21 protein-coding genes are annotated in these 24,618 nt (G+C 59.0%); 10 read left to right on the top strand and 11 right to left on the bottom strand.

Annotated features, from left to right (window positions below):
- Positions 1 to 34: 34 nt before the first annotated feature.
- Entirely contained in the window at positions 35 to 682 is a 648-nt protein-coding gene (locus tag BCF11_RS13150) for a TetR/AcrR family transcriptional regulator (protein ID WP_098495121.1), read from the bottom strand.
- Between the two features lie 381 nt (positions 683 to 1,063).
- On the opposite strand from BCF11_RS13150, the gene uvrA reads away from it, so the two are divergent.
- From uvrA to BCF11_RS13135, 3 genes are read left to right on the top strand one after another with little or no spacing between them, the layout of a single operon-like run.
- Entirely contained in the window at positions 1,064 to 3,937 is a 2,874-nt protein-coding gene (uvrA, locus tag BCF11_RS13145; RefSeq protein ID WP_098495120.1) for an excinuclease ABC subunit UvrA, read from the top strand.
- Between the two features lie 51 nt (positions 3,938 to 3,988).
- Positions 3,989 to 4,768 carry a phytanoyl-CoA dioxygenase family protein gene (locus BCF11_RS13140; protein ID WP_098495119.1) on the top strand — a complete coding sequence of 260 codons (780 nt, stop codon included), beginning with the start codon at positions 3,989 to 3,991 and terminating at the stop codon, positions 4,766 to 4,768.
- Positions 4,769 to 4,791: 23 nt separating this feature from the next.
- Positions 4,792 to 6,009, top strand: coding sequence for an NAD(P)/FAD-dependent oxidoreductase (locus tag BCF11_RS13135; protein WP_098495118.1), 1,218 nt, complete (start codon positions 4,792 to 4,794; stop codon positions 6,007 to 6,009).
- A gap of 11 nt (positions 6,010 to 6,020) precedes the next feature.
- Here the strand turns inward: BCF11_RS13135 and BCF11_RS13130 are convergent, their stop codons facing one another.
- Both BCF11_RS13130 and BCF11_RS13125 read right to left on the bottom strand, forming a co-directional pair.
- Entirely contained in the window at positions 6,021 to 7,163 is a 1,143-nt protein-coding gene (locus BCF11_RS13130) for a PepSY domain-containing protein (RefSeq protein ID WP_143751327.1), read from the bottom strand.
- A gap of 176 nt (positions 7,164 to 7,339) precedes the next feature.
- A complete protein-coding gene (locus BCF11_RS13125; RefSeq protein WP_098495116.1) occupies positions 7,340 to 9,364 on the bottom strand; it encodes a cation:proton antiporter in 2,025 nt (674 codons plus the stop codon).
- Between the two features lie 139 nt (positions 9,365 to 9,503).
- On the opposite strand from BCF11_RS13125, the gene BCF11_RS13120 reads away from it, so the two are divergent.
- The 7 genes from BCF11_RS13120 (at position 9,504) to hpf (ending at position 15,188) form a co-directional block, all read left to right on the top strand.
- The gene (locus tag BCF11_RS13120; protein ID WP_098497483.1) at positions 9,504 to 10,535 is read left to right on the top strand and encodes an SIS domain-containing protein; all 1,032 of its coding nucleotides are present in this window, start codon (positions 9,504 to 9,506) and stop codon (positions 10,533 to 10,535) included.
- Positions 10,535 to 11,137: an HAD family hydrolase gene (locus BCF11_RS13115; protein ID WP_098495115.1), complete on the top strand. Its 603-nt coding sequence runs from the start codon at positions 10,535 to 10,537 to the stop codon at positions 11,135 to 11,137. The genes BCF11_RS13120 and BCF11_RS13115 overlap by 1 nt, the downstream gene beginning before the upstream one ends.
- Complete coding sequence (lptC, locus tag BCF11_RS13110) at positions 11,134 to 11,739, top strand: LPS export ABC transporter periplasmic protein LptC (RefSeq protein ID WP_098495114.1); 606 nt, start codon at positions 11,134 to 11,136, stop codon at positions 11,737 to 11,739. The genes BCF11_RS13115 and lptC overlap by 4 nt, the downstream gene beginning before the upstream one ends.
- Positions 11,740 to 11,794: 55 nt before the next feature.
- Positions 11,795 to 12,337: a lipopolysaccharide transport periplasmic protein LptA gene (lptA, locus tag BCF11_RS13105; protein ID WP_098495113.1), complete on the top strand. Its 543-nt coding sequence runs from the start codon at positions 11,795 to 11,797 to the stop codon at positions 12,335 to 12,337.
- The gene (gene lptB, locus BCF11_RS13100; protein ID WP_098495112.1) at positions 12,334 to 13,080 is read left to right on the top strand and encodes an LPS export ABC transporter ATP-binding protein; all 747 of its coding nucleotides are present in this window, start codon (positions 12,334 to 12,336) and stop codon (positions 13,078 to 13,080) included. Before lptA ends, lptB begins: the two co-directional genes overlap by 4 nt.
- A gap of 109 nt (positions 13,081 to 13,189) precedes the next feature.
- Positions 13,190 to 14,668, top strand: coding sequence for an RNA polymerase factor sigma-54 (locus tag BCF11_RS13095; RefSeq protein ID WP_098495111.1), 1,479 nt, complete (start codon positions 13,190 to 13,192; stop codon positions 14,666 to 14,668).
- A 169-nt stretch (positions 14,669 to 14,837) separates the two neighbouring features.
- Positions 14,838 to 15,188 carry a ribosome hibernation-promoting factor, HPF/YfiA family gene (gene hpf / locus BCF11_RS13090; RefSeq protein WP_061936480.1) on the top strand — a complete coding sequence of 117 codons (351 nt, stop codon included), beginning with the start codon at positions 14,838 to 14,840 and terminating at the stop codon, positions 15,186 to 15,188.
- 153 nt (positions 15,189 to 15,341) lie between these two features.
- Here the strand turns inward: hpf and BCF11_RS13085 are convergent, their stop codons facing one another.
- The 8 genes from BCF11_RS13085 to BCF11_RS13050 all read right to left on the bottom strand — a co-directional run bounded on the left by BCF11_RS13085 (position 15,342) and on the right by BCF11_RS13050 (position 24,197).
- On the bottom strand, positions 15,342 to 16,031 hold the full coding sequence (locus BCF11_RS13085; protein ID WP_098495110.1) for a DUF4197 domain-containing protein: 690 nt from the start codon (positions 16,029 to 16,031) through the stop codon (positions 15,342 to 15,344).
- Positions 16,032 to 16,123: 92 nt separating this feature from the next.
- Entirely contained in the window at positions 16,124 to 17,269 is a 1,146-nt protein-coding gene (locus tag BCF11_RS13080; RefSeq protein ID WP_098495109.1) for a deoxyguanosinetriphosphate triphosphohydrolase, read from the bottom strand.
- Positions 17,266 to 19,014 carry a bifunctional shikimate kinase/3-dehydroquinate synthase AroKB gene (aroKB, locus tag BCF11_RS13075; protein WP_098495108.1) on the bottom strand — a complete coding sequence of 583 codons (1,749 nt, stop codon included), beginning with the start codon at positions 19,012 to 19,014 and terminating at the stop codon, positions 17,266 to 17,268. Before aroKB ends, BCF11_RS13080 begins: the two co-directional genes overlap by 4 nt.
- A gap of 61 nt (positions 19,015 to 19,075) precedes the next feature.
- Positions 19,076 to 21,256 carry a type IV pilus secretin PilQ gene (locus BCF11_RS13070; RefSeq protein WP_233212472.1) on the bottom strand — a complete coding sequence of 727 codons (2,181 nt, stop codon included), beginning with the start codon at positions 21,254 to 21,256 and terminating at the stop codon, positions 19,076 to 19,078.
- Positions 21,253 to 21,801, bottom strand: a complete 549-nt coding sequence (locus tag BCF11_RS13065; protein WP_098495106.1) for a pilus assembly protein PilP — start codon at positions 21,799 to 21,801, stop codon at positions 21,253 to 21,255. Before BCF11_RS13065 ends, BCF11_RS13070 begins: the two co-directional genes overlap by 4 nt.
- Positions 21,798 to 22,457: a type 4a pilus biogenesis protein PilO gene (locus BCF11_RS13060; RefSeq protein WP_098495105.1), complete on the bottom strand. Its 660-nt coding sequence runs from the start codon at positions 22,455 to 22,457 to the stop codon at positions 21,798 to 21,800. Before BCF11_RS13060 ends, BCF11_RS13065 begins: the two co-directional genes overlap by 4 nt.
- A 10-nt stretch (positions 22,458 to 22,467) precedes the next feature.
- Positions 22,468 to 23,118 (bottom strand): PilN domain-containing protein, encoded by a 651-nt coding sequence (locus tag BCF11_RS13055; RefSeq protein ID WP_098495104.1) that lies wholly within the window; start codon positions 23,116 to 23,118, stop codon positions 22,468 to 22,470.
- Positions 23,118 to 24,197, bottom strand: coding sequence for a pilus assembly protein PilM (locus BCF11_RS13050; protein ID WP_230411577.1), 1,080 nt, complete (start codon positions 24,195 to 24,197; stop codon positions 23,118 to 23,120). Before BCF11_RS13050 ends, BCF11_RS13055 begins: the two co-directional genes overlap by 1 nt.
- Positions 24,198 to 24,618: the final 421 nt, after the last annotated feature.

The raw sequence follows: 24,618 nt of genomic DNA, 5'->3' as shown, positions 1-24,618 counted from the left end.
GGCAACTATGTTGGTCTATTTCATGGAATCTTGATTAGCTCACCTTGCGCTTTGTCGATGACTTCGCAGCCGACTTGGCGGACTTCCTTGCAGACTGGGCAGTCTTCTTTTCCACGGGGTTTTCTTTGATATGCCCCCATTCATGGCGAAGCATTTCAATGAAGTGGTCCAGGGCTTTTGTGGTGCGATCGACGTCTTCCGTGCTCAACAACTCGATGACAAGACCTTCAAATACGGCTCCACATAATGTGGCGACTGCCTTCGATCGCATCTCGACTGGCAAATAGCCCTGAATAATTTCCAGCCAGCTAAAGCTTGTGTGATCAAGGAATCGCTGATAGACCTCGCGATTCTGGATCGCGATGAAATGCATCTCGTATAGCAATCTTAAATACGGAAAATTCGATTTTTTTATCGCCCAGTTCCAAAACAGCTTCATTGGAGAAATTTGCTTGGCAGCAGCGTCTTCGAGCGAAATGCTGGTGAGCGAATTGCGTAACCTTGCCTGGACCGCAATCATCACTTCCATGAGCAAATCTTCCTTGGACTTGAAATGAAAAATAATGAGCCTTGCGCTGGTCCCAATGGCCGCCGACAACGGGCGTAGCGTGAGATCGGCTACGCCATGTTGAGCGAGATAGTCGATTGTGGCATTGAGTAATTCGTCTTTTCGGGAATTCATGAAACGAACGTTACATGAAACAATCGTTTCAGTCAAACTTCGGTTGGACTGAGGTCAGTCCAAAACGTTACGGATACGCGGTAAAGAACATTCGAGCAAAGGCTCTCGCGGACGCGAATAAAAAGGGATATGGCTAGCAAGAGCTGAGCGTAGCAGCCGCGCAAGCATTAGCCGGACAGCACAGGCCGAACAAACTTAAAAATCCCGACCCTGATATAGTGTCAGGTTGATCCGTTTGATATGGTATCGCCGCACAGGGCTGACGCCGGGCTATTCGCCCCGCCAGCGAGACGAGCAAGCCTTTCAGGCGTGGGAATTGCAATTCCAACAAGCCAACACGGCCTTAATTTAAACTTACGCTGCTTACGCTGAAAGCTGTAGATGGATAAAAATCGGGACGAGATCCGCATTCGGGGCGCACGTACGCACAACCTCAAGAACATCAATCTGGATTTACCACGCAACAAACTGATCGTGATCACCGGCTTGTCAGGCTCCGGCAAATCGTCGCTGGCGTTCGACACGCTGTACGCTGAAGGCCAGCGGCGCTATGTCGAATCGCTGTCGTCCTATGCGCGTCAGTTCCTGCAGCTGATGGAAAAGCCGGATGTCGACCTGATCGAAGGCTTGTCGCCGGCGATTTCCATCGAGCAGAAAGCCACCTCGCATAATCCGCGCTCCACCGTCGGCACCGTGACCGAGATCCACGATTACCTGCGCTTGCTGTATGCGCGCGTCGGCACGCCGTATTGCCCGGACCATCCGGAAAAGCCGCTGGCGGCGCAATCGGTGTCGCAGATGGTGGATGCGGTGCTGGCCATGCCGGAAGATACCAAGCTGATGATCCTGGCGCCGGTGGTGGCTAATCGCAAGGGCGAGCATGTCGATCTGTTTGAACAGATGCAGGCGCAGGGCTTTGTGCGTTTCCGCATCCAGAGCGGCACCGGCACCGCCAAGATTTATGAAGTCGATGACCTGCCCAAGCTGAAGAAGACCGAAAAGCACACCATCGACGTCGTGATCGACCGCCTGAAAGTCAAGGCTGACGTCAAGCAGCGCCTGGCGGAAAGTTTCGAGACCGCGCTGCGGCTGGCGGAAGGCCGCGCGATCGCGCTGGAAATGGATAGCGGCCTCGAGCATGTGTACTCCAACAAGTTCGCCTGCCCGATCTGCGGCTATTCGCTGCAGGAACTGGAACCGCGCCTGTTCTCCTTCAACAATCCAATGGGCGCTTGCCCGGAATGCGACGGCCTCGGCCATATCGAATTTTTCGACCCCAAGCGCATCGTCGCCTTCCCTAACCTGTCGCTGGCCAGCGGTGCGGTCAAGGGCTGGGACCGCCGCAACCAGTTCTATTTCCAGATGCTGACCAGCATCGCCGCGCACTACGATTTCGATATCGACCTGCCGTTTGAAAAGCTGCCGGAAAAAGCCCAGCAGGCGGTACTGTACGGCTCAGGCAAGGAAACCATTCCGTTCAGCTATGTCAACGAACGCGGCCGCACGGTGATCAAGGAACACACCTTTGAAGGCGTGGTCAACAACCTGCAGCGCCGTTATCGCGAGACCGATTCGATGGCGGTCAAGGAAGAGCTGGCCAAGTTCATCAATGAAAAAGAATGCCCTTCCTGCCATGGCGCGCGGCTGCGCGTCGAAGCGCGCTTCGTCAAGGTCGGCAACGGCAAGCAGGAACGCGCCATTTATGAAATCGCGGCGACGCCGCTGCGCGAAACCTTGTCCTTCTTTGAAAAGCTGAAGCTGACCGGGGCCAAGAAGGAAATCGCCGATCGCATCATCAAGGAAATCGTCTCGCGCCTGACCTTCCTCAACAATGTCGGCCTTGACTACCTGTCGCTGGAACGCAGCGCCGATACCTTGTCCGGCGGCGAAGCCCAACGGATCAGGCTGGCGTCGCAAATCGGTTCCGGCCTGACCGGCGTCATGTATGTGCTGGACGAACCGTCGATCGGCTTGCACCAGCGCGACAATGACCGCCTGATTGAAACCTTGCGCCATCTGCGCGACATCGGCAACAGCGTGCTGGTGGTCGAGCATGACGAAGATGCGATCCGCACCGCCGACTATGTGGTCGACATGGGCCTGGGCGCCGGTGTGCATGGCGGCGAAGTGATTGCCGAAGGCACGCTGGAACAGATCCTTAAAAGCAAGAAATCGCTGACCGCCAAGTACCTGAACGGCACCTTGAAAATCGCCGTGCCGGAAAAACGCACACCGGCCGATCCGGATCGTCAGTTCATCATCACCGGCGCCACCGGCAACAACCTGAAGAACGTCACGATGAATCTGCCGGTCGGCCTGCTGACCTGCGTCACCGGCGTTTCCGGTTCGGGCAAGTCAACCTTGGTCAACGACACCCTGTACCACGCTGCCGCGCGCCATCTGTATGGCTCGCAGGCGGAACCGGCGGCGCATGAATCTATCGGCGGGCTGGAACATTTTGACAAGGTGATCTCGGTCGACCAGGCCCCTATCGGCCGTACGCCGCGCTCCAATCCAGCCACCTATACCGGTTTGTTCACGCCGATCCGCGACCTGTTCTCGACCGTGCCGATGGCCAAGGAACGCGGCTACAACGCCGGCCGTTTCTCGTTCAACGTCAAGGGCGGCCGCTGCGAAGCCTGCCAGGGCGACGGCGTGATCAAGGTCGAAATGCACTTCCTGCCGGATGTCTATGTGCCGTGCGATGTCTGCCATGGCAAGCGCTACAACCGCGAGACGCTCGAAGTGCATTACAAAGGCAAGAGCATCACCGAAGTGCTAGGCATGACGGTGGAAGAAGCCTATGAATTCTTCAAGCCGGTGCCGGTGATTGCGCGCAAGCTGCATACACTGCTGGATGTCGGCCTCGGTTACATCCGCCTCGGCCAGAGCGCCACCACGCTGTCCGGCGGCGAGGCGCAGCGCGTCAAGCTGTCGCTGGAATTGTCTAAGCGCGATACCGGCCGCACCCTGTATATCCTGGACGAGCCGACTACCGGCTTGCACTTCCACGACATCGATCTACTATTAAAGGTGATCCACCGCCTGCGCAACCAAGGCAATACCGTGGTCATCATCGAGCACAACCTGGATGTCATCAAGACCGCGGACTGGCTGATCGACCTCGGCCCTGAAGGCGGCGCCGGCGGCGGCCGCATTATCGCTACCGGCACGCCGGAGCAGGTGGCGGCGAATCCGGCCAGCGTCACCGGCAAGTATCTGGGACCATTGCTGGAAAAACCAAAGAAAAAATAAACAGGCACGTCCCCGGCCAGCGCGGCCGGGGCCTGCGATAACGAGATAACGATGTCCACCAACACCACCCCGGCGCTGACTGCAGCGCAGATAGCCGCTTTCGAAAAAGATGGTTTCTTGATTTTGCCGCGCCTGGTCCCGATCGCCGATTGCGAACTGATGGCGGCCACCACCAACGCCCACCTGGCGCAAGCCGTGACGCCGCTGGAATACGAATCTGAGGTCGGCTATGCCGGCGCGCCGAAGACGCTCGACAGCGTCGGCGGCCGCACCGCGCGCCGTCTGCGCAACGCCTACCAGCGCGACGGCAGCTATCGTGCCTGGGCCAGCAATCCGCAGCTGGTGGCGATGCTGGAGCTGCTGCTGGGCGAAGCGGTCTGCCTGACCTTGTCGCACCACAATTGCGTGATGACCAAGCATCCCCACTTCGGCACCGCGACCGGCTGGCATCGCGATATCCGCTACTGGTCGTTCCCGCGCAACGAGTTGATTTCGGTGTGGCTGGCGCTGGATAGCGAGAACGCGAACAATGGCGGCCTGCGTTTCATTCCGGGCTCCCACCGACTCGACATCAAACCCGAGCAGATGGATGAGCTGGATTTCCTGCGCCCGGAAATGGTCGCGAACCAGGCCCTGTTCACACAGGGAAAATCGGTCGAACTGCAGCAGGGCGACGTGGTGTTTTTCCATAGCGGCCTGTTCCATGCCGCCGGCCGCAACAATACCGAAACCGTCAAGGAATCGGTTGTGTTTGCCTACCATGGAAAAAGCAATCCCCCGGTCCCCGGCAGCCGCTCCGCCGCCTCGGAAGACATTCTGCTTAGCAGCTAATCACCACCTCGGGATATCCCAGCATGCAGCGTATAGCCATCATAGGCGGCGGCACCGCGGGCGCCGCCAGCGCGCTGTTCCTGGCGCGCGCCGGCCACCATGTCACGCTGTTCGAGCGCGTGGCGCAACCGAGCGCGGTCGGCGCCGGCATCTTGCTTCAGCCTACCGGCATGCACGTATTGGATGCACTTGGATTACTCGATCCGATTCTGGCGCACGGCGCCCGCAACGACCGCCTGTTCGGCACCACGGCCGGCGGCCGCACCGTGCTGGATGTGCGCTATCGCCACCATGACACACAGTCGTTCGGCCTCGGCCTGCATCGCGGCGCCTTGTTTTCGGTATTGTGGGAAGCGCTGACGACGGTTGCCATCAAGGTTTGCAGCGGCATCAACATCTCCCGCATAGAGCAGCGCGGCGGCCAGGCCCTGCTGTTTTCACGCGATGCGGCGCCCGGCAGCGTCGAAGCCGCGGCGGGCGAGTTCGACTGCGCCGTGATTGCCGACGGCACCCGCTCGGACTTGCGGGCGGCGCTGGCGATTCCGCAAAAAGTGACGCCCTATCCCTGGGGCGCATTGTGGGCGCTGGTGCCGGACGACGGCCTGACCCAGGGTGGCTTGCGCCAGTGGTTCCGCCATGCGCAGCAGATGCTGGGATTGATGCCGACCGGATTCGCCTACCAGGAAATGACGCAGCCTATCCTCAGCATGTTCTGGAGCTTGCGCGCGGATCGCTTGCCGCACTGGCAGGAGCAAGGCCTGGCGGCATGGAAGAAAACCGTGCTGGCGCTGGCGCCGGTAGCCTCGGTCCTGGAACATATACAAAGGCCGGAACAGCTCACCTTCGCGCGCTACGCCGATGTGCAGATGCGTCACTGGCACGACGGCCGGGTGGTCTGCATCGGCGATTGCGCCCATGCCACCAGTCCGCAACTGGGGCAAGGCGCCAACCTGGCGCTGGTCGATGCCATGACGCTGGCGCATTGTTTTGCCGAGAGCTCAGCGGTGGAGCCGGCGCTGGCGCTGTATTCGCAACGGCGACGCCCCCATCTGCGCTACTACCAGGGCGCCAGCAAGCTGCTGACGCCGTTCTTCCAGTCCGACTCGCGCATCGCCAGCACCTTGCGCGATATCGCTCTCGGTCCGGTCTGCCGCCTGCCGATTGCGCGCCAGCAGATGGCGCTGACGCTCAGCGGCAGCAAGACCGGCTGGCTATATGGCAGGTTGCGCCAGAGCAGATAGCTCGCAGGCGATCAGGCCTGGTGCAGATGACGGGCCCGCACAATCGTTTCCGACTTGCGTTTTTTCAGCCAGATGGCGATGCCGGTAATCGTAAACAACAGCGGCAGCAAGCCCAGGAAAGCGACCAACATCTTGCCCGGCAAACCCAGCAGCTGGCCAGTGTGCAAACCGTACTGGACGCCGATGAAAGCGTCGCCGGCCGAGCCTTTGAGGGGGTCGAGCGAACGCAGCACCTGGCCGTCGACAGCGTCGACAAAGACCCGCACGCTGCCGCTGTCCTGGATATCGTCGTGCCTGAGCATGCGGATCTGATACAGGCTGTGCTTATCGTCGCGCGCAATTCGCACCGGAACCGCCAGCGGCATGCTGGCCTGGGCCGAGGCCAGCGCCTGCTGCCAGCTGATCTTCGGTTTGCCTTCATGCGCCGAGGACTGCGGCGGTTTGGTCAGGGGCGAGAGGCTGGCGACTAGCGGCCGCGCCACATCCGGCAGATTCATCACGGCGCCGGTAAACGCGGTTACCACCAGCAGTACGCCGACCACCAGGCCGACCGAGCGGTGCAAGTCATACATCAGGCGGAAAGCTCCGGCGCCGCGTTTGACCGTGAGCGCCTTGCGCCAGCCGCTGCGATGCTTGGGCCAGGCCAGCGCGAAGCCGATCAGCAGCGTCGCCAGCCACAGCAGGCCGAGGCTGCCGGAAATGATGGCGCCGGGCTTGTCCAGCAGCAGGTAGCGATGCAGACGGAACAAGAAGGGCATCAGGTTTTGCGGCGCCAGGCTGACTGCCTTGGTATTGCGCTCGCCAACCACTGCGCCGGTGACCGGATCGATGAACACGGTGTCGACTGCCAGCGCCTCATCCTCATGGCGCGCGCGCAGCCTTGCCTGCAGCGGCGCGTCGGCATCCGCCTCCATTGAGAAGAAAGCTAAGCGGGCCTGCGGATAATCGTGCGCGACCTTGGCCGCCAGCGCATCGATAGGCTGGTGCGGGCCGCTTGAGGCAAGGTGGTAGAACTGCGGATTGAGCCAGGCGTCGATTTCATCGTTGAACGCCAGCGCGGCGCCGGTCAAGCCCGCCATGACGATGAACAGGGACAGCAGCAAGCCGCTGTAGCGGTGCAATTTGACCAACCAGTGACGTAGCGCCTTTTTCACAATCCCACACCTGCTCTTAAAAGATGGGTATTGTAAAGGTCGATTGAATGAGAATGGGTATTATTTAAGTTTTTTTACAAAGGCGATCCGCAGGCCGCCATCTTCGTTGTCTCGCAGGAAATATCCGCTCCTAATCTCAACGCTTAATCTCAGCCCTCACAGCCGCACGGATTATTTCAAAGATCTTCATCGCTGTGCTGGCTGGCGCTGCTCCACGCTTGCAGCAAACGCCCCTCGGCGCGCGAGATCGCCTCGGCGGCGCCGCGCAAGACCACAATGTCTCCTACCTGCAACACAGCCTCCGGCGTGATGGCGATGCCGCTGCGGCCGCGCCGCAAAGCGGTGATTTCAGCCCCCATTTCCGGCAGCCCCAGCCAGGCCAGGCTGCGGCCGATGGCCCTGGCGCCCTCCGGCAGCGCCACCGTATGCAGGCGCACCTGCAAATGATCCGCCGCGTCAGGGGCGTCATCGACGCCATGGAAGAATCCGCGCAGGGCGGCGTAGCGCTCATCACGCGAGGCCTGCACCCGGTGCACCACGCGCCGCAGCGGCACGCCCAGCATGACCAGCGCGTGCGAAGCCAGCATCAGGCTGCCTTCCATGGCTTCCGGCACCACTTCGGTGGCGCCGGCGGCGCGCAGCTTGTCGAGATCGGTGTCGTCATAGCTACGGACGATCACCGGCAGGCTCGGCGCCAGTTCGCTGACGTGATGCAATACTTTCAAGGCTGACGGCGTGCTAGCGTAAGTGATGACCAGGGCGGCGGCGCGGTGCACCCCGGCCGCCACCAGGCTTTCGCGGCGCGAAGCATCGCCGTAGGAAACGTGGGCGCCGGCGGCGCGCGCATCGCGCACCCGGTCCGGGTCGAGATCGAGGGCGTGATAGCCGATGCCTTCTTCTTCCAGCAGCTTGGCCAAGCTTTGGCCGCTGCGGCCGAAACCGGCGATGATCACGTGTTTCTTGGTTGACATGGTGCGGGTGGCGATCTGCGTCAGCGCCAGCGACTGCATCATCCATTCATTGGCCGACAGCTTCATCACGATGGCGTCGGACTTGGCCAGGATGAAAGGCGCGGCCAGCATCGACAGCACCATCGACGCCAGGATCAGTTGCACCAGCAAGGGATCGACCAGTTGCAGGCCGCCGGCCTGGTTCAGCAGCACGAAGCCGAACTCGCCGGCCTGCGCCAGCGCCAGCCCGGTGCGCAGGGCCACCCCGGTAGAGGAGCGGAAAATCTTGGCGAGGCCGGCGATCAGGGCGAACTTGAGGAATACCGGACCGATCAGCAGCAGCAACACCAGCCACCAGTGCTCGAACACCAGGCGCAGGTTGAGCAGCATGCCGATGGTGATGAAGAACAGGCCCAGCAGCACATCGCGGAACGACTTGATGTCCTCTTCCACCTGGTGCTTGTATTCGGTTTCCGAGATCAGCATGCCGGCGATGAAGGCGCCCAGCGCCAGCGACAGCCCGGCGCGTTCGGTAATCCAGGCGGCGGCCAGGGTGATCAGCAGCAGGTTCAGCATGAACAGTTCCTGCGAACGGCGCCGCACCACGATCTGGAACCAGCGCCGCATCAGCTTCTGGCCGAAAAACAGCAGCAGGGCCAGCACCAGCAGCGCCTTGGCGCTGGCCCAGGCCAGCGTGGCCAGCAGGTTGCCGCTGTGCTCGGCCAGCGCCGGCACCACGATCAGCAAGGGCACCAGCGCCAGGTCCTGGAACAGCAGGATGCCGATGATGCGGCGCCCATGCTCGCTCTCCAGCTCCATTCTTTCCGTCAGCAGCTTGGAGACGATGGCGGTGGACGACATGGTCAGCGCTCCGCCCAGGGCGAACGCCGCCTGCCAGCTGATATTGGTGTATTGCGGCAGGATCAGCGCCATCATCCAGCTGAACAGCATGGTGGCGCCGATGGTCAGCAGCACCTGCGCCATGCCGAGGCCGAACACGATATGGCGCATCGCCGTCAGTTTCGGCAAGGAAAATTCGAGGCCGATCGAAAACATCAGGAACACCACGCCGAATTCCGCCAGTGCATGGGTGGTGGCGTTGTCTTCGGCAAAACCGAGCGCGTGCGGGCCGATCAGGATCCCCACCACCAGATAGCCCAGCATGGGCGGCAGGTGGAAACTACGGAACGCCACCACGCCTAATACCGCCGAGCCCAGCAGCAAAATTGTCAGTTCAAGTCCTGAAAGCATGCGCGCCTAAAAATTAGATTAACTCAATACCAACATTATGTTGCAGCAACGCCAAATGCGGATAGGCTGAACACAGATTAATTGAAGCGGATCTAGACTGGCAAGTTTTTTGCTTTGGGATTTCGTTTATACTTTCGGGATGACTCTACCCGATGCCCCAAATTCGCCCAAAACCTTGTCCGCAGCCTTCGATGCCGGACGTGCGCTGGAACTTGCCCGCAGCACCCTGCAAATCGAAGCCGATGCCATCAATGCATTGAAAAACCGGATTTCCGATTCCCCTGATGATCCTTTCGCCAAGGCGATCGCCTTGCTGCTCGGCTGCAGCGGCCGGGTGGTGGTCTCCGGCATAGGAAAATCCGGCCATATCGCGCGCAAGATCGCCGCCACGCTGTCTTCCACCGGCACGCCTGCCCTGTTCATCCATCCGGCCGAAGCGGCCCATGGCGACCTTGGCATGGTGACTGAGCACGATGCCTTCATCGCCATTTCCAATTCCGGCGAAACCGCCGAGCTGATGGCGATCGTACCTATCATCAAACGCATGGGCGCCACCCTGATCGCCATGACCGGCAAACCGGAGTCGGCGCTGGCGCAACTCGCCAATGTGCACCTGGACGTCGCCGTGGCCCAGGAAGCCTGTCCCTTGAACCTGGCGCCGACCGCCAGCACCACCGCCACCCTGGCCATGGGCGACGCCCTGGCGGTGGCGCTGCTGGACGCACGCGGCTTCCGCGAAGAAGATTTTGCCCGCTCGCATCCGGGCGGCGCGCTGGGACGGCGCCTGCTGACCCACGTGCGCGACGTCATGCGCAGCGGCGAGGCGATTCCGGCGGTGACGGCGGATATCTCGCTGTCGGTGGCGCTGCTGGAAATCACGCGCAAGGGCATCGCCATGACGGCGGTGGTGGATGACAACTTCCATGTCGTCGGTGTGTTTACCGACGGCGACCTGCGGCGCCTGATCGAACAGGTGCAGGATTTCACCAAGCTGAAGATCGCCGACGTGATGCATGCCAATCCGCACACCATAGGCCCTGAGCAGCTGGCAGTCGATGCTGTGCAGATGATGGAAGAATTCCGCATCAACCAGCTGCTGGTGACCGACGCCAGCGGTGAACTGGTCGGCGCACTGCATATCCATGACCTGACCCGCGCCAAGGTGATCTGATGACGGCCACCACGACGCGCAGCGGCGCCGACGTCACTGCCGATACCCTGAGTGCCGATGCGAGAGCGCGCGCCGCGCGGGTGCGCCTGATGATTTTCGATGTCGACGGCATCCTGACCGACGGCGGCCTGCTGTACGGCGCCGACGGCGAACAGCTGAAGCGCTTCAATGCGCTGGACGGCCACGGCATCAAGCAGTTGCAGCAAAGCGGCGTCGCCACCGCTATCATCAGCGCACGGCAGTCGGCCATCGTCAGCCGCCGCGCCGGCGACCTCGGCATCGCCCATGTGCAGCAAGGCGTGCACGACAAATACGCGGCATTCATCAAGCTGCTGGAACAGCTGCAGCTGAGCGCCGCCGATTGCGGCTTCATCGGCGACGATGTGATCGACCTGCCTATCCTGTCGCAGACCGGTTTTGCGGTCAGCGTGCCGAACGGCCATCGCGACGTCCGTTCACGTGTGCATTACGTGACGCAAGCCAGCGGCGGCCATGGCGCGGCGCGCGAAATCTGCGACCTGATCATGCAAGTGCAGAATACTTACGACGCTACGCTGGCGACCTATCTGCGCAGCAACCAGACGGGCGAAACCCAGGCATGAAAAATCTCCGCACCACTTACCGCTTTCGCTTCATGCTGCTGCTGGTATTGTTCATCGTGCTGGCCTTGGGCAGCTTCTGGCTGCTGCAGGTCATGCACAAGAATACCGAAGACCTGCTGCCGAAGCCGGCGCGCACCCAGCCGGATTACTATGTCGAGCATTTCAACTATGTGCAGATGGCGCCCAACGGCCAGCCGCGCTACAACATCTCGGGCGACCTGCTGACCCACAATCCGGTCAACGATTCCTTCGATGTGCAAAAGCCGGTGATCCACAGCCTGGACAAGGAAAAGCCGCCGATGAACCTGGTCGCCAACCGCGCCATGATTGAAGACAACAACAGCAAGGTGCATCTGTACGAGAATGTCAACGCCGACCGGCCAAAGACGCCGCTGGCCGACAACTTCCACCTGAAATCCGAATATCTGCTGCTGCTGCCCGACGACGACATCATGGAATCCGACAAGCCGGTGGAAATCACCCTGGGGCTGTCGACCTTGAACGGCACCGGCATGCATTTCAATAACTCCACACGCGAACTGAAGCTGTTCAGCAAGGTGAGCGGCGTCTTGCGCAGCGCGCCGCGTGCGGCGGCAAAATAAGCGGATCAGCAAGACAATTTATGCGCAGGCCTCTATCCATTACCCAGGATTTTTCATGAAACGAATATTTTTTCTCTCTCTGCTGCTGCTTGGCGCCATCGGCGTCGCTCACGCAGAAAAAGCCGATTCCGAGAAGCCGACCCTGATCGACTCCGACACCCTCACCTATGACGACGTCAAGCAGGTCAACGTCGCTACCGGCAATGTGGTCCTGACCCGCGGCACGCTGATCATGAAGGCCGACCGCGTGGTGGTGACCACCGATCCGTCCGGCTACCAGTTCGCCACCTTGTATGCGGCGCCGGGCAAGCTGGCCACTTTCAAGCAAAAGCGCGACGGCGGCCCGGACCTGTGGATCGACGGCCACGCCGAACGCATCGAATACGACGGCAAGACCGAAATCACCAAGCTGTTTTCCAAGGCCCAGATGCGCCGCCTGCAAGGCGACAAACCGACCGACGAAGTCAACGGCGAGTTCATTTCCTACGACAGCCGCACTGAATTCTATTCCGTCAACAACACCGTCAACGGCGTCAGCCAGCCTGGCGCCGGCCGCATCCGCGCCGTCATCCAGCCACGGCCAAAGGCGGCGCCATGAGCGCCCCTAGCACGCTGATCGCCAAGGGCCTGCAAAAAAGCTACGGCGCGCGCCAGGTGGTGCATGACGTCTCGCTCGAAGTGCGCTGCGGCGAAGTGGTCGGCTTGCTGGGTCCGAACGGCGCCGGCAAGACCACCTCGTTCTACATGATCGTCGGCCTGGTGCCTTCGGACGGCGGCGAAATCGACCTAGACGGCGTCGACATTTCGCGCCTGCCTATCCATCGCCGCGCGGTGCTGGGCCTGTCCTACCTGCCGCAGGAAGCATCGGTATTCCGCAAGCTGACGGTGGAAGACAATATCCGCGCCGTGCTGGAACTGCAACGTCCCAACGGCAAGGCGCTCGGCAAGGCCGAGATCGATGAGCAGCTGCACAAGCTGCTGCACGAGCTGCAGATTGAAAAGCTGCGCGAGAGCCAGGCCCTGTCGCTCTCGGGCGGCGAACGGCGGCGCGTCGAGATCGCCCGCGCGCTCGCCACCAATCCGCGCTTCGTGCTGCTGGATGAGCCGTTCGCCGGGATCGATCCGATTGCCGTGATCGAGATCCAGCGCATCGTCCGCTTCCTCAAGGAACGCGGCATCGGCGTCCTGATCACCGATCACAATGTGCGCGAAACGCTGGGCATCTGCGACCGCGCCTACATCATCAACCAGGGCAGCGTGCTGGCCAGCGGCAGTCCGGACGACATCATCGCCGACGAGTCGGTGCGGCGGGTCTATCTGGGTGAGCATTTCCGCATGTAGTTTCACGGTGTGAGAACGATGTAAATGCAGGCAGATTAATTCGCCTTGCCAGCGCGGTACTTAAACTCCGTACAACAAATAACAGAAGTGAATTGTCCGCACGGAAGCCATGAAACAATCACTCCAGCTACGCACCTCTCAACATCTTGCGCTGACTCCTCAGCTGCAGCAGTCGATCCGTCTGCTGCAGCTTTCCACGCTTGAGTTGCATCAGGAACTGGAACAGATCCTGTCGGACAACCCGATGCTGGAGCGGGTCGACGATCCGCTTGATAATTCGGTGCGGCTGCTGGCGGACGGCGCCATCAGCGGCACTGCGTCGACCATGGAAGCGCCGGCCGGCGACAGCGAAGTGAGCAGCTCGCCGACCGAGAGCGAAGCCAGCGCCGAAGCGCCGGCGGCTGAAAGCAGCACTGACAATGCCGACAGCGAATGGAGTTTCGACGACATCTCGCGCAGCGCGAAAACCTCGGACGATGAAGATGCGCGGCCGCAGCTGGAGGCGCATGAAACGACGCTGCGCGAACATCTGTTGCAGCAGATGCGCGAAGCCATGCACGACTTGCGCGACCGCGCGCTGGTCGAGCTGATGATCGATGCGCTGGACGATAACGGCTATCTGGAAGAGTCGCTGGAAGAAATCCTGGAGCGTCTGCCGGCCGAGCTGGAGATCGCCGTCGAAGAATTGTCGATGGCGCTGAAGATGGTGCAGAGCTTCGATCCGGCAGGAGTCGGCGCGCGCAACGCGCCGGAATGCCTGGCCTTGCAGATCAAGCGTTTTGTCAAAGTGCCATTCGTCACGCGCCGCCTGGCCTTGGCGATTGTGCAAGATCACCTGGCGCTGTTTGCGCAGCGCGATTTCAATAAAATCAAGAAAGCCCTGGATTGCGACGACGAGGACCTGCGCGAAGCGCAAGCCGTCATCAAGCAGTGCAATCCCCACCCCGGCGCACCGTTCGCCGCCAACGCCTCCGACTATGTGGTGCCGGACGTGATCGTCAGGCGCAGCAAACAAGGCTGGCAGGTGATGCTGAACAATGACGTCATGCCAAGACTCAGGGTAAATGTCTTATATGCCAACATCCTGAAGCAGAGCAAGGGCGATGGCGCACTCACTTCGCAGCTGCAGGAAGCCAAGTGGCTGATCAAGAATATGCGGCAGCGCTTCGACACCATTTTGCGCGTCGCACAAGCGATCGTCGAACGCCAGCGGAACTTTTTTTCCCATGGCGCGGTCGCCATGCGGCCGCTTGTGTTGCGCGAAATAGCTGATACACTGGGTCTACACGAGAGTACTATTTCACGTGTAACCACTCAGAAATACATGCTCACTCCCCACGGGATGTTTGAACTGAAGTATTTCTTCGGCAGCCATGTTGCTACTGAGGCAGGTGGAGAGGCTTCCTCAACAGCAATCAGGGCACTCATTAAGCAACTCATAGGAGCGGAAGATTCAAGAAACCCTTTCTCTGACAGCAAGATTGCCGACATGCTTGCGGAACAAGGTATGGTGGTAGCCCGCCGCACCGTCGCAAAATATCGCGAAGCACTAAAAATTCCGTCTGTTAATCTGCGCAAGGCCTTGTAGTTTTTTCTGGTTTGATTGTTAAGCTTACCCTTGCTATGTTCGGACATTACGGCTGTTTGTTATTTAGCGACTCTTGCCAGAACAGTCCCAGTCTCTTGTAGATTGTTCGCCTAAAGATTCAACGCAGTCTGTTCAGAACCGCCAGCAATATTCTTGATAGGAGCGCTGTATGAACTTCACCATCAGTGGGCATCACCTCGAGGTAACCCCTGCCATTCGCGAATATGTACAAAGCAAACTAGAGCGTATCAAACGCCACTTCGACCAGGTCATCGATATCAGCGTGATCCTGAGCGTCGACAAAATCACTGAAAAAGAAAAGCGCCAGAAAGCGGACATCACGCTGCGCGTAAAGGGAAAAGATCTGCATGCCGAAAGCATTGCCCACGATCTTTATGCCGCCATTGATACCCTGGTCGACAAGCTCGATCGGCAGGTCATCAAGTACAAGGACAAGATGCAGGATCACCAGCACGATGCGATCAAGCACCTGCCGGAAGAACTCCCCGCCACGACCTGAACGGCCGCCAATCCGGGCGCTGCAGCTGACTAGCTGGCGCCGATAGAATGAACAAGGGCGCAGTTAATGCGCCCTTTGTTATTTCCAGCCCGCTTATTTGCAAACTCATTTGCAAATTTATCTGTAAATCATATTATCGTTTTTGCACGACGTTCATTTGAGGGCGCCGAACACCTTGCCGATGATGGCGCTGCCGGCGCCAACCGGATCCTGGCGTATCGCCTTCTCTTCTTCACCGATGATGGTGTACAAGCCGTCCAGTGCACGTTGCGTGACATAACCTTCCACCGTCGACTGCTGCGCCGGCACCATGCCGGTCTTGCCGACCTGCCCCATGACCGCGTTATATTGCGCCGACAAGCCGTTGCGGTCGGTCACGCCTTTGACGATAGGCAGGAATTTCTGGCCCAGCTGCGCCGATGTCTTTTGCTTGAAGAAATCGGTCACCGAGGTGTCGCCGCCGGTCAGGATATTCTTGGCATCGGTCACCGACATCGATTTGACCGCATTCAGCAGCAAAGGCTTGGCCAGCGGCACCGCCTGTTCCGCGGCGTGGTTCATCGACACCACCAGGTCATCCAGCTTCTGGCCCTGGCCAGTCATGCGCAAGATCGGCATGGCTTTATCCAGCACGCTGGGCAAGCCGATCTTGACCTTGTCGTTATTCAGGAAACCATTCTCGACGCCCAGCTTGGACACCGCCACATCCGCGCCTTTTTGCAGGGCGGCTTTGAGGCCGCTGCTGGCATCCTGGTTGCTGAGGTCGCCCAACGACAGGGCCAGCGCCGCCGACGCTGTCAGCGCCAGGCTCAATGTGATTGCTGTTTGATATAGAGGCCGCATGATGGTCCTTGAAAAAATTAAATGGATAAGCCAAAGTCTAACCCAATTTGTTGCAAACAAATCAAGAAAGAAAAATACCTGCCGGGCAGAGTCTACAGATGTCCTTCATCCACCAGGAACAGGCGCCGGTGCTCGCGGATCGCATAACGGTCGGTCATGCCGGCGATATAGTCGGCAATCGCGCGCGCCTGCTGCTGTTCCGATTCCCGCTGAGCAAGCTGATAGTCGGGCGGCAACAAGGATGGCTCGGCGCTGAAGCAGGCATACAGTTCAGCGACGATGCGGCGTGCCTTGGCCGTCATGCGGTTGACCAGGTAGTGGCGATACAGGTTTTCGCGCAGGAAGCGTTTCAGCAAGGCGGCTTGCTGAGCCATGCCGTCGGAGAAGGCAATCAGCGGCGGCGCATTGCGGACATCGTCGACCGTCTGCAGCCCGGCATCCAGGATGCGCTGCTGCGAAGTCTGGATCAGGTCGGTAATCAAGGCATTGATCATGCGCCGGATGGTCTCATTGATCGCCCTGCGCCCGCCCAGGCCCGGGAACAACTGCTCGACCTGGCGGCTGTGCTGCGCATAGAAATCGATCTGGTTCATCTGCTCCAGGGTCAGCAGGCCGGAACGCAAGCCGTCGTCGATATCGTGATTGTTGTAGGCGATCTCGTCGGCCAGGTTGGCGACCTGCGCTTCCAGCGTCGGCTGCTTGCGCTGGATGAAGCGCTGGCCGATATCGCCCAGTTTCCTGGCATTGGCCAGCGAACAATGCTTGAGGATCCCCTCGCGCGTCTCGAACATCAGGTTCAAGCCGTCAAACGCGCCGTAGCGCTGCTCCAGCTTGTCGACCACCCGCAGGCTCTGCAGATTGTGTTCGAAGCCGCCATGGACCTCCATGCAGTCATTCAAGGCATCCTGGCCGGCGTGGCCGAACGGCGTATGGCCGAGATCGTGGGCCAGCGAGATGGCTTCCACCAGATCTTCGTTCAATTGCAGGTTGCGCGCGATCGAGCGGGCGATTTGCGCGACTTCGATGCTGTGCGTCAGGCGCGTGCGGAACAGGTCGCCCTCGTGGTTGACGAACACCTGGGTCTTGTATTCCAGCCGGCGGAAGGCAGTGCAATGGATGATGCGGTCGCGGTCGCGCTGGAATTCAGTACGCGAGCCGGGCGACTCCTCTTCAAACAAACGTCCTCGCGATTGCGCAGAATGTGCGGCATAGGGAGCGAGAGACGTTTCGTGGTTCATTGCGGCAGGTCTCCGGAGGCAAGTTGCTGAAGCGTCGCCAGCAGCGCCTCTTGCGGTGCGGTGGCGATCAGGTGGCCGCCCAGCGGTTTCATCAGGATGAACTTGATCTGGCCATCTTCGTTTTTCTTATCGATCTGCATCAGCTCCAGCCAGCGCTGGGCGCCGAGGTTGGGCGCCTCGGTCGGCAGGCCGGCGGCGCGCACCAGCGCGCACACGCGTTCCTTGTCGATGGCCGTGATGTGGCCGAGCCGATGCGACAAGTCAGCCGCCATCACCATGCCGCAACCGACCGCTTCGCCGTGCAGCCACTTGCCGTAGCCGAGGCCGGACTCGATCGCGTGGCCGAAGGTATGGCCGAAATTCAAGATGGCGCGCAAACCGCCTTCGCGCTCATCCTGGCGCACGACGTCGGCTTTCAGCTCGCAGGAACGGCGGATCGCGTAGGCCAGCGCAGCGTTATCGCGCGCCATCAGCTTATCGATATTGTTTTCGATCCATTTGAAAAATTCAGCGTCGATCACGGCGCCGTATTTAATGACCTCAGCGAGACCGGCGGACAGCTCGCGCTCTGGCAAAGTATACAGGGTCATGGTGTCGGCGATCACCGCCTGCGGCTGGTAAAAGGCGCCGATCATGTTCTTGCCGAGCGGATGGTTGATGCCGGTCTTGCCGCCAACGGAGGAATCGACCTGCGCCAGCAAGGTGGTCGGAATCTGCACGAAGGGTACGCCGCGCATGTAGGCGGAGGCCGCAAAACCGGTCAGGTCGCCGATCACGCCGCCGCCGAGGGCTATCAGGGTGGTCTTGCGGTCGCATTTGGCGGCCAGCAGGCGATCGAAGATCTGCATCAGGCTGGCCCAGTTCTTTTCTTCCTCGCCGTCCGGCAGCACGATTTCCAGCACGCTCTTGCCGGCGTCGCGCAGAGTCTGGCTGACGCGTTCGAGATACAGCGGCGCGACGACTGTGTTGGTCACGACCACCACCTGCTTGCCGGCAATCAGGCGGGCGATACGCTCGCGGTCAGCCAGCAGGGATGGTCCGATTTCAATCGGATAGCTGCGCTCGCCCAGTTCTACCTGGAGCGTGATGGCCGGCGCGGGGGCCGAAGGTGTGGACTGCTGGTTCATAAAAAGACTTGGTGATTGAAAAGACAGATTGCTATTTTGGCCGGGCTTGCCGTCGCCTGCTTGCGGCGCCTGCCCGGACTCTTGCACAAGGTCGCCGGCCTGCACATCGAGCTGGCTCAAAATGCTGTGTACCAGGAATTGTACGTTAGGTCGGCCGGTATCGATGACTATGTCGGCAACTTCACGATAATACGGTTCGCGCTGACGCGACAGCTCTTCCAGCCGGCGGCGCGGATCGGCGGTTTGCAACAGGGGACGGTTCTTGTCGCGGCTGGTGCGCTGAAGGATGTTGTGGATGCTGGCACGCAGGTAGATCACGGTGCCGCGGGTTTTCAGGTATTCGCGATTTTCGGCACGCATGATGGCGCCGCCGCCGGTCGCCAGCACGATGCCGCTGCGGGCGCTCAGGTCACGGATTACCTCAGTCTCGCGCTGACGGAAGCTCTCTTCCCCTTCGATTTCGAAAATCAAGGGAATCGAGACGCCGGTGCGCGCCTCGATTTCGTGGTCGGAATCAATGAAAAGCTTGTTGAGTTTTCTTGCCAGGGCGCGGCCAACCGTAGTCTTACCCGCGCCCATCAGGCCTACCAGAAAGATATTGCCTGTGTACCTTACCATTTCACTGCTCGACCTTTTGCTCATGTACGGACACCGGCATCAAGCCGGTGTCCCTGTGCAATCAGTGCGCAGCGATGCGGTCGATGACAACTTTCGGTGTCAGGAAAATCAATAGTTCAGTTCGTTTGTTAACAACTGCGGATTGTTTGAAAAGATAACCCAGAACCGGAATATCTCCAAGTAGTGGTATTTTGGTAACATTGTTTGATATCTGCTGCGTATAGATACCACCAATGACCACAGTGCCGCCATTTTCAACCTGAACCTGAGTCTGGACATGTTTGGTATTGATGGAAACGCCGCCTGGCACCACATCGCCCACGCTATCATTGGTAACGTCAACGGTCAGGATGACATTGCCGTCCGGCGTGATTTGCGGAGTTACTTCCAGTTTCAGGTTGGCCTTCTTGAACTCAACCGAAGTGGCGCCGCTGCTGGTAGCATTTTGGTAAGGAATTTCGGTCCCTTGCTCAATCAAGGCTTTTTGCTGGTCGGCAGTAACTACACGCGGGCTGGAAATGATCTTGCCCTGGCCATCGGCTTCCAGTGCCGACAATTCAAGACTGATAAATTTCGATGCGGCCGAGTTGAACAAGGTCAGTGCGATAGAACCGGCCGTACCTGTCTGAGGGCTCGCTGGCAAATTCACTGAATTTCCGCCGGTGCCTGGAATGGCGCCATTAGTGGCAGTAGTAGGAGTGAGCTGCTGGCCACCCGAACTGACATTACGGCTGTTGAAACCAAAACCAAGCTTGGCGCCCAGGTTGCGGCTAAAGCCATCATTAGCTTCAACCATGCGTGCTTCGATCAAAACCTGCCTCGATGCGATATCCACTTTCTGCACCAGATTACGGATGTTCTGCAATATGGTCGGCGTATCAGTCACGAACAACTGGTTGGTGCGCGGATCGATCACGGCGCTGCCGCGCGACGACAAAATGCTGTTTTTCTTACCACCGCCGGCACCTCCGCCGGCATCATCGATGCCAAAGATCTTCTTGAAGGCATCGGCTTTTTGATAGTTCAACTGGAACGATTCGGTGCGCAACGGCTCCAGCTCGGCAATCTGCGAACGCTGTTCGAGTTCCAGCTTCTCTTTCGTCAACAGCTCATCCTTAGGCGCGATCCAGATAACCGAACCGTTCTTGCGCATATCCAGACCCTTGGCCTGCATCACGATATCCAAAGCCTGGTCCCAAGGAACATCCTTCAAGCGCAAAGTCAGATTACCGCCGACCGTATCGCTGGTAATGATATTCAAACCGGTAAAATCGGCAATCACTTGCAGTACCGAACGTACTTCAACGTTCTGGAAATTCAGGGACAGCTTGTCGCCGCGATAGCCTTGCGTTCCCTGCGCCAGCTTGTTCGGGTCTTCCTTGAGCGGCTTGATTTCGATTACCAGCTGGCTATCGCTTTGATAGGCGCTTTGCTCCCACAGCCCTTTCGGTTCGATGATCATGCGCACATTTTCACCCTGGGTCACGGTGCTGATGGTCTTCACCGGTGTGCCGAAATCGCCCACATCCAGCTTGCGGCGCAGGACATCGGGCAAGCTGGTCTTGAGGAAATCAACCACAATCGTCTGACCCTGCTGACGGACATCGACGCCGACCTGCGCGTTCGGCAAGTCGATCACAACCCGGCCTTCACCGGCAGTGCCGCGGCGGAAATCGATATCGCGCAGCGCAGGTTTGCCATTCAACAAAGGCGCGGCAGCGGCAGGCGCCGCAGCGTTTACCGTCCTGGCCGCTGGCTGCACCGGCATGCCGGCGGCATTCACCGGAGACGCCAGGCTGCCGGAGCCGTCGATCGTGACGACCAGCGCATTGCCGTCCATCGCCGTCGCATAGGACAAGGATCGCTTCAGATTGAATACCAGGCGCGAGCGGTCGTCAGCCTGCGCCAGCAGTACGTTGCGGACATCGCCCAGGCTGATGTCTTGCGATGTTTTTCCGGTGGCGTTGCCGACACCGATAAAGTCGAACGCAATCCGCGCCGGGCTGAGGATGGAAAACGCCGTCGGCTGGCTGCTCAGCGGCCGCTTGAAGCTGATCTTGACGATCACGTTGGCGCCTTGCTGATTGGCGCTGATCGAGGTGATGGCGTTGTCTTCGGCCGCCGTCGCTGCAGCGCTGAATCCGACCATGCAGATCAATGCCCCCAGCAGCAGTGCTTTCTGTCGAATCCTGCTCAGCCGACTCACGCCCAGGCTAACTAATTTTTTTCCTGCTGCAATCATTTTGTGCTCTCCTGCAACGCTAACTTGGCTTCGCGCTCGACCCATTCGCCGGACGCATCTTGTACGATTTCTTTCAGATTTACTTCAGATTCGGTGATGCTGGTGACCATGCCGAAATTCTGCCCGATGTAGTTACCCACCTTGGCTTGAAACACGGTTTTGTCGACCTGCAGCAAGACATAGCTCAACCCTACCTTCTGCAAGGTCCCAACCATCTTGATGGTATCCAGAGGATAGTTTTCCAGCGTTTCACGGCGGCGGTCCATATTCGGCTTCAGGCCGTTTGACTTGCCCTGCAGCTTGGCCAGCGCCACCAGCAGCTTGTTAGGATTGTAGGGATCGATACTGCTTGCGCCGCCATACACGAAGGGAATGAATTTCTTAGGTTCAGTCAGCTTCGGAATCCCCACCTTGGTGTGACTCTTGACGTCGGCCATCCAGTCCTTCAATTCCTGCACGCCGCTGTCGCCGCAACCTGACAAAGTTGAGATGAATACGACAAAAAATGTCACCCGGGTCAGACGCCCAATGCGAAAAAACGTCATTTTTGACCTTTCTGTTTAGCTGAATCGGTGGCCTTGCGCTGCTCCGCCACCTCGTCCTTATCCAGATAACGGAAGGTCTTGGCAATCGCATCCAGGCTCAACGTACCGTCCTTGCCGGTCACCAGATTCATGTTATTCAAGGTCACGATGCGCGGCAGATTGGCGATATCGCTGGCGAATGAACCGACGTCGTGATAGCTGCCGGTTACCTTGATGTTGATCGGCAGTTCAGCGTAATAATCTTTCACCACCACCTGGCCAGGCTTGAACAGCTCGAACTGCAAACCGCGTCCCAGGCCAGCCTGGTTGATATCGGACAGCAGCGCATCCATCTCCGCCTTGCTAGGCAGTTGCTTCTCCAAGGTCGCAACATAGTCGGCGACTTGCAGCTTTTGTTTCTGCAAGGCTTCCAGGTTGATGGCTTGCTGGATCTTCGACTTGTATTGCTCTTTCAGCTGGACTTCCTGTTGCTCGCCGGCGTTGAGTGCATCCTGCTGATCGCTCCAGTAAAAAAACCAGCCGGCCACCAGCACAAGCAGAAATATGCCCACACCCGACAAAATACGCGGCACGATCGGCCATTGGCCAGGATGGCGGCCATTCAGTCCGCGAAACTGCGCACTTAGCGAGGCGCTCAAATTATTCATATCCGTCATTGCGCGTCTCTCATTTCAAGGCTGCGGCTGGGGCACCGGTGCCGGCCACAGCTGCAACAGCATTTTTCGGGGTCGCTGCGCCATCTTTCGCATCCTTGTCAGACGGCCGTTTGATCCCGACGTTGACGGTAAAAGCGAAGACATGCTTGCTGTCGCGTCCAGTCCCGCCTATATTCGTCGCGCGAATCTCGACCAGATCAGGACGCTCCAGCCAGGCCGAGTTATTGCTCAAATTACGCAACAGCTCTGACACCCGTTCGTTCGACTGCGCATAGCCGTTCAGTGCCACCCGCTGGCCTTCCTGCTTGAGGGAGTTCAGATAGACCCCTTCCGGCACCTGCTTGACCAGCTCGTCCATCAGATAAACCGGCTGATTGCGGTCACTCTGCAAGTCTTCAACGGCTTGCTGGCGTGCCTTCAAGGCATCGATTTCCTGCTTGAGCGTGGCGACTTCCTTGATTTCGCCGTCAAGCCGGGTGTTTTCGGCAGTGATGAAGCGGTTGCGTTCGGTCTGGTTAGCGATCTCGTTGGCGAAAAAAGCGCCGACCAGCAGCACCGTAATCAAGCCGATCATGGCGGACAGCGCCAGCAAGGCGAAATAAGCGTTCTTGCGCTGCTTACGCTTGGCTTCGCGGTGCGGTAATAGATTAATTTTGATCATCAGCCAAATCTCCGCATGGCTAGGCCGCAAGCAACCAGATAGGACGGCGCATCCATGCGCAATTGTTTTTCACGTACGTTAGGCCCCAGCTGCATGCCGGTAAACGGGCTCACCACCGAGGTGGAAATCTTGGCGCGCCCAGCCACCACCTCAACCAGTCCGGGGATAGTGGCGCAACCGCCAGCCAGGAACAGCTGGTCGAGCCTGGTATACGGCGTCGAGGTAAAGAAGAACTGGATCGCACGCGTGACTTCCAGCGCCGCGCTTTCCAGGAAGGGATTGAGGACTTCCTGCTCGTAACCCTCAGGCAGGTCGCCATTGCGTTTCTTGGTATCGGCTTCCTCGTACGACAGGCCGTAAGCGCGCACGATGTCCTGGGTCAGCTGATTGCCGCCAAACGGCTGTTCACGCTCGTAGATCAACTGGCCATCCAGCAGCGCCGAGACATGCGTGGTCTGGGTGCCGATCTGGAACAGGCCGACGATCTGGCCCTGTCCGGCTTTCGGCAGCTGACCGATGATGCGGTTGATGGCCGCGCGCGCCGCATACGATTCGATATCCATCACGGTCGGCTTGAGGCCCGCGGCTTCCGCCACCGCTACCCGATCCTCGACTTTTTCCTTGCGGGTCGCCGCCAGCAGGACTTCAACATCGTCCGGCGAATGCTGGGCCGGACCGATCACGTCGAAATCGAGACTGACTTCGTCCAGTGCAAACGGAATATATTGGCTGGCCTCGGATTCGACCTGCATCTCCAGCTCTTCTTCCAGCATGCCGCTGGCTAGAATGATTTTCTTGGTGATGACAGATGCCGGCGGCATGCCCAGGGCGACCAGCTTGGTGCTGGAGCCGCTTTTTTTCCACAGCCGGCGGATGACTTCCGTGACTTGCTCGATATTTTCAATATTGCCATCCACCACCGCTCCCCGCGGCAATGGTTCAGAGGCGTAGCGGTCAAGACGCAGCTGATCCTTGCCGGTTTCCGACAATTCGACCAGCCTGACGCCTGACGTGCTGATATCGATCCCCACCAGCGGCGGGTTCTTTTTACCGATCAGCGATCCTAGATCTAATGCCAAGAGCATTTCTCCCGAGTATGTATTATTTGGGGAACATTCTGCCTGCAAGGCGGTCGCATTAGCGGAATACCGTCTCGAAGTTAGGAAAAACCTGTAAAACAGGGCTTACAGCAATGTTAAATTTTATAAGGTGAAATCGTAGCAACAAGAGGGCACTGCTGTAAAGAAATTTTCCTGACGGCAATTGTTTAACTGTTACGGAATATTGCTTCACAGCGACTCCATTCATACTATTTTGGTTTTATCCGACAATTTTTGTCTGAATTTCGCAACGTAATTTGCGCTCAAGCAAGAACGCATGATGCAGAGCAAGTTTTGAGCCATGGGCCTGTTGTCACTCTCGCCAGCAGGTAAATGAACTCGGCACGACTTGACATTCCCTTATCAAACGCATGCGCTGTGCCGCTATAATGCGTGGCAT

It is taken from the genome of Collimonas sp. PA-H2 (assembly GCF_002564105.1).
GTDB lineage: Bacteria > Pseudomonadota > Gammaproteobacteria > Burkholderiales > Burkholderiaceae_D > Collimonas.
Note: the sequence above shows the minus strand (reverse complement) of the source record. Positions and strands in the feature narration are given on the sequence as shown.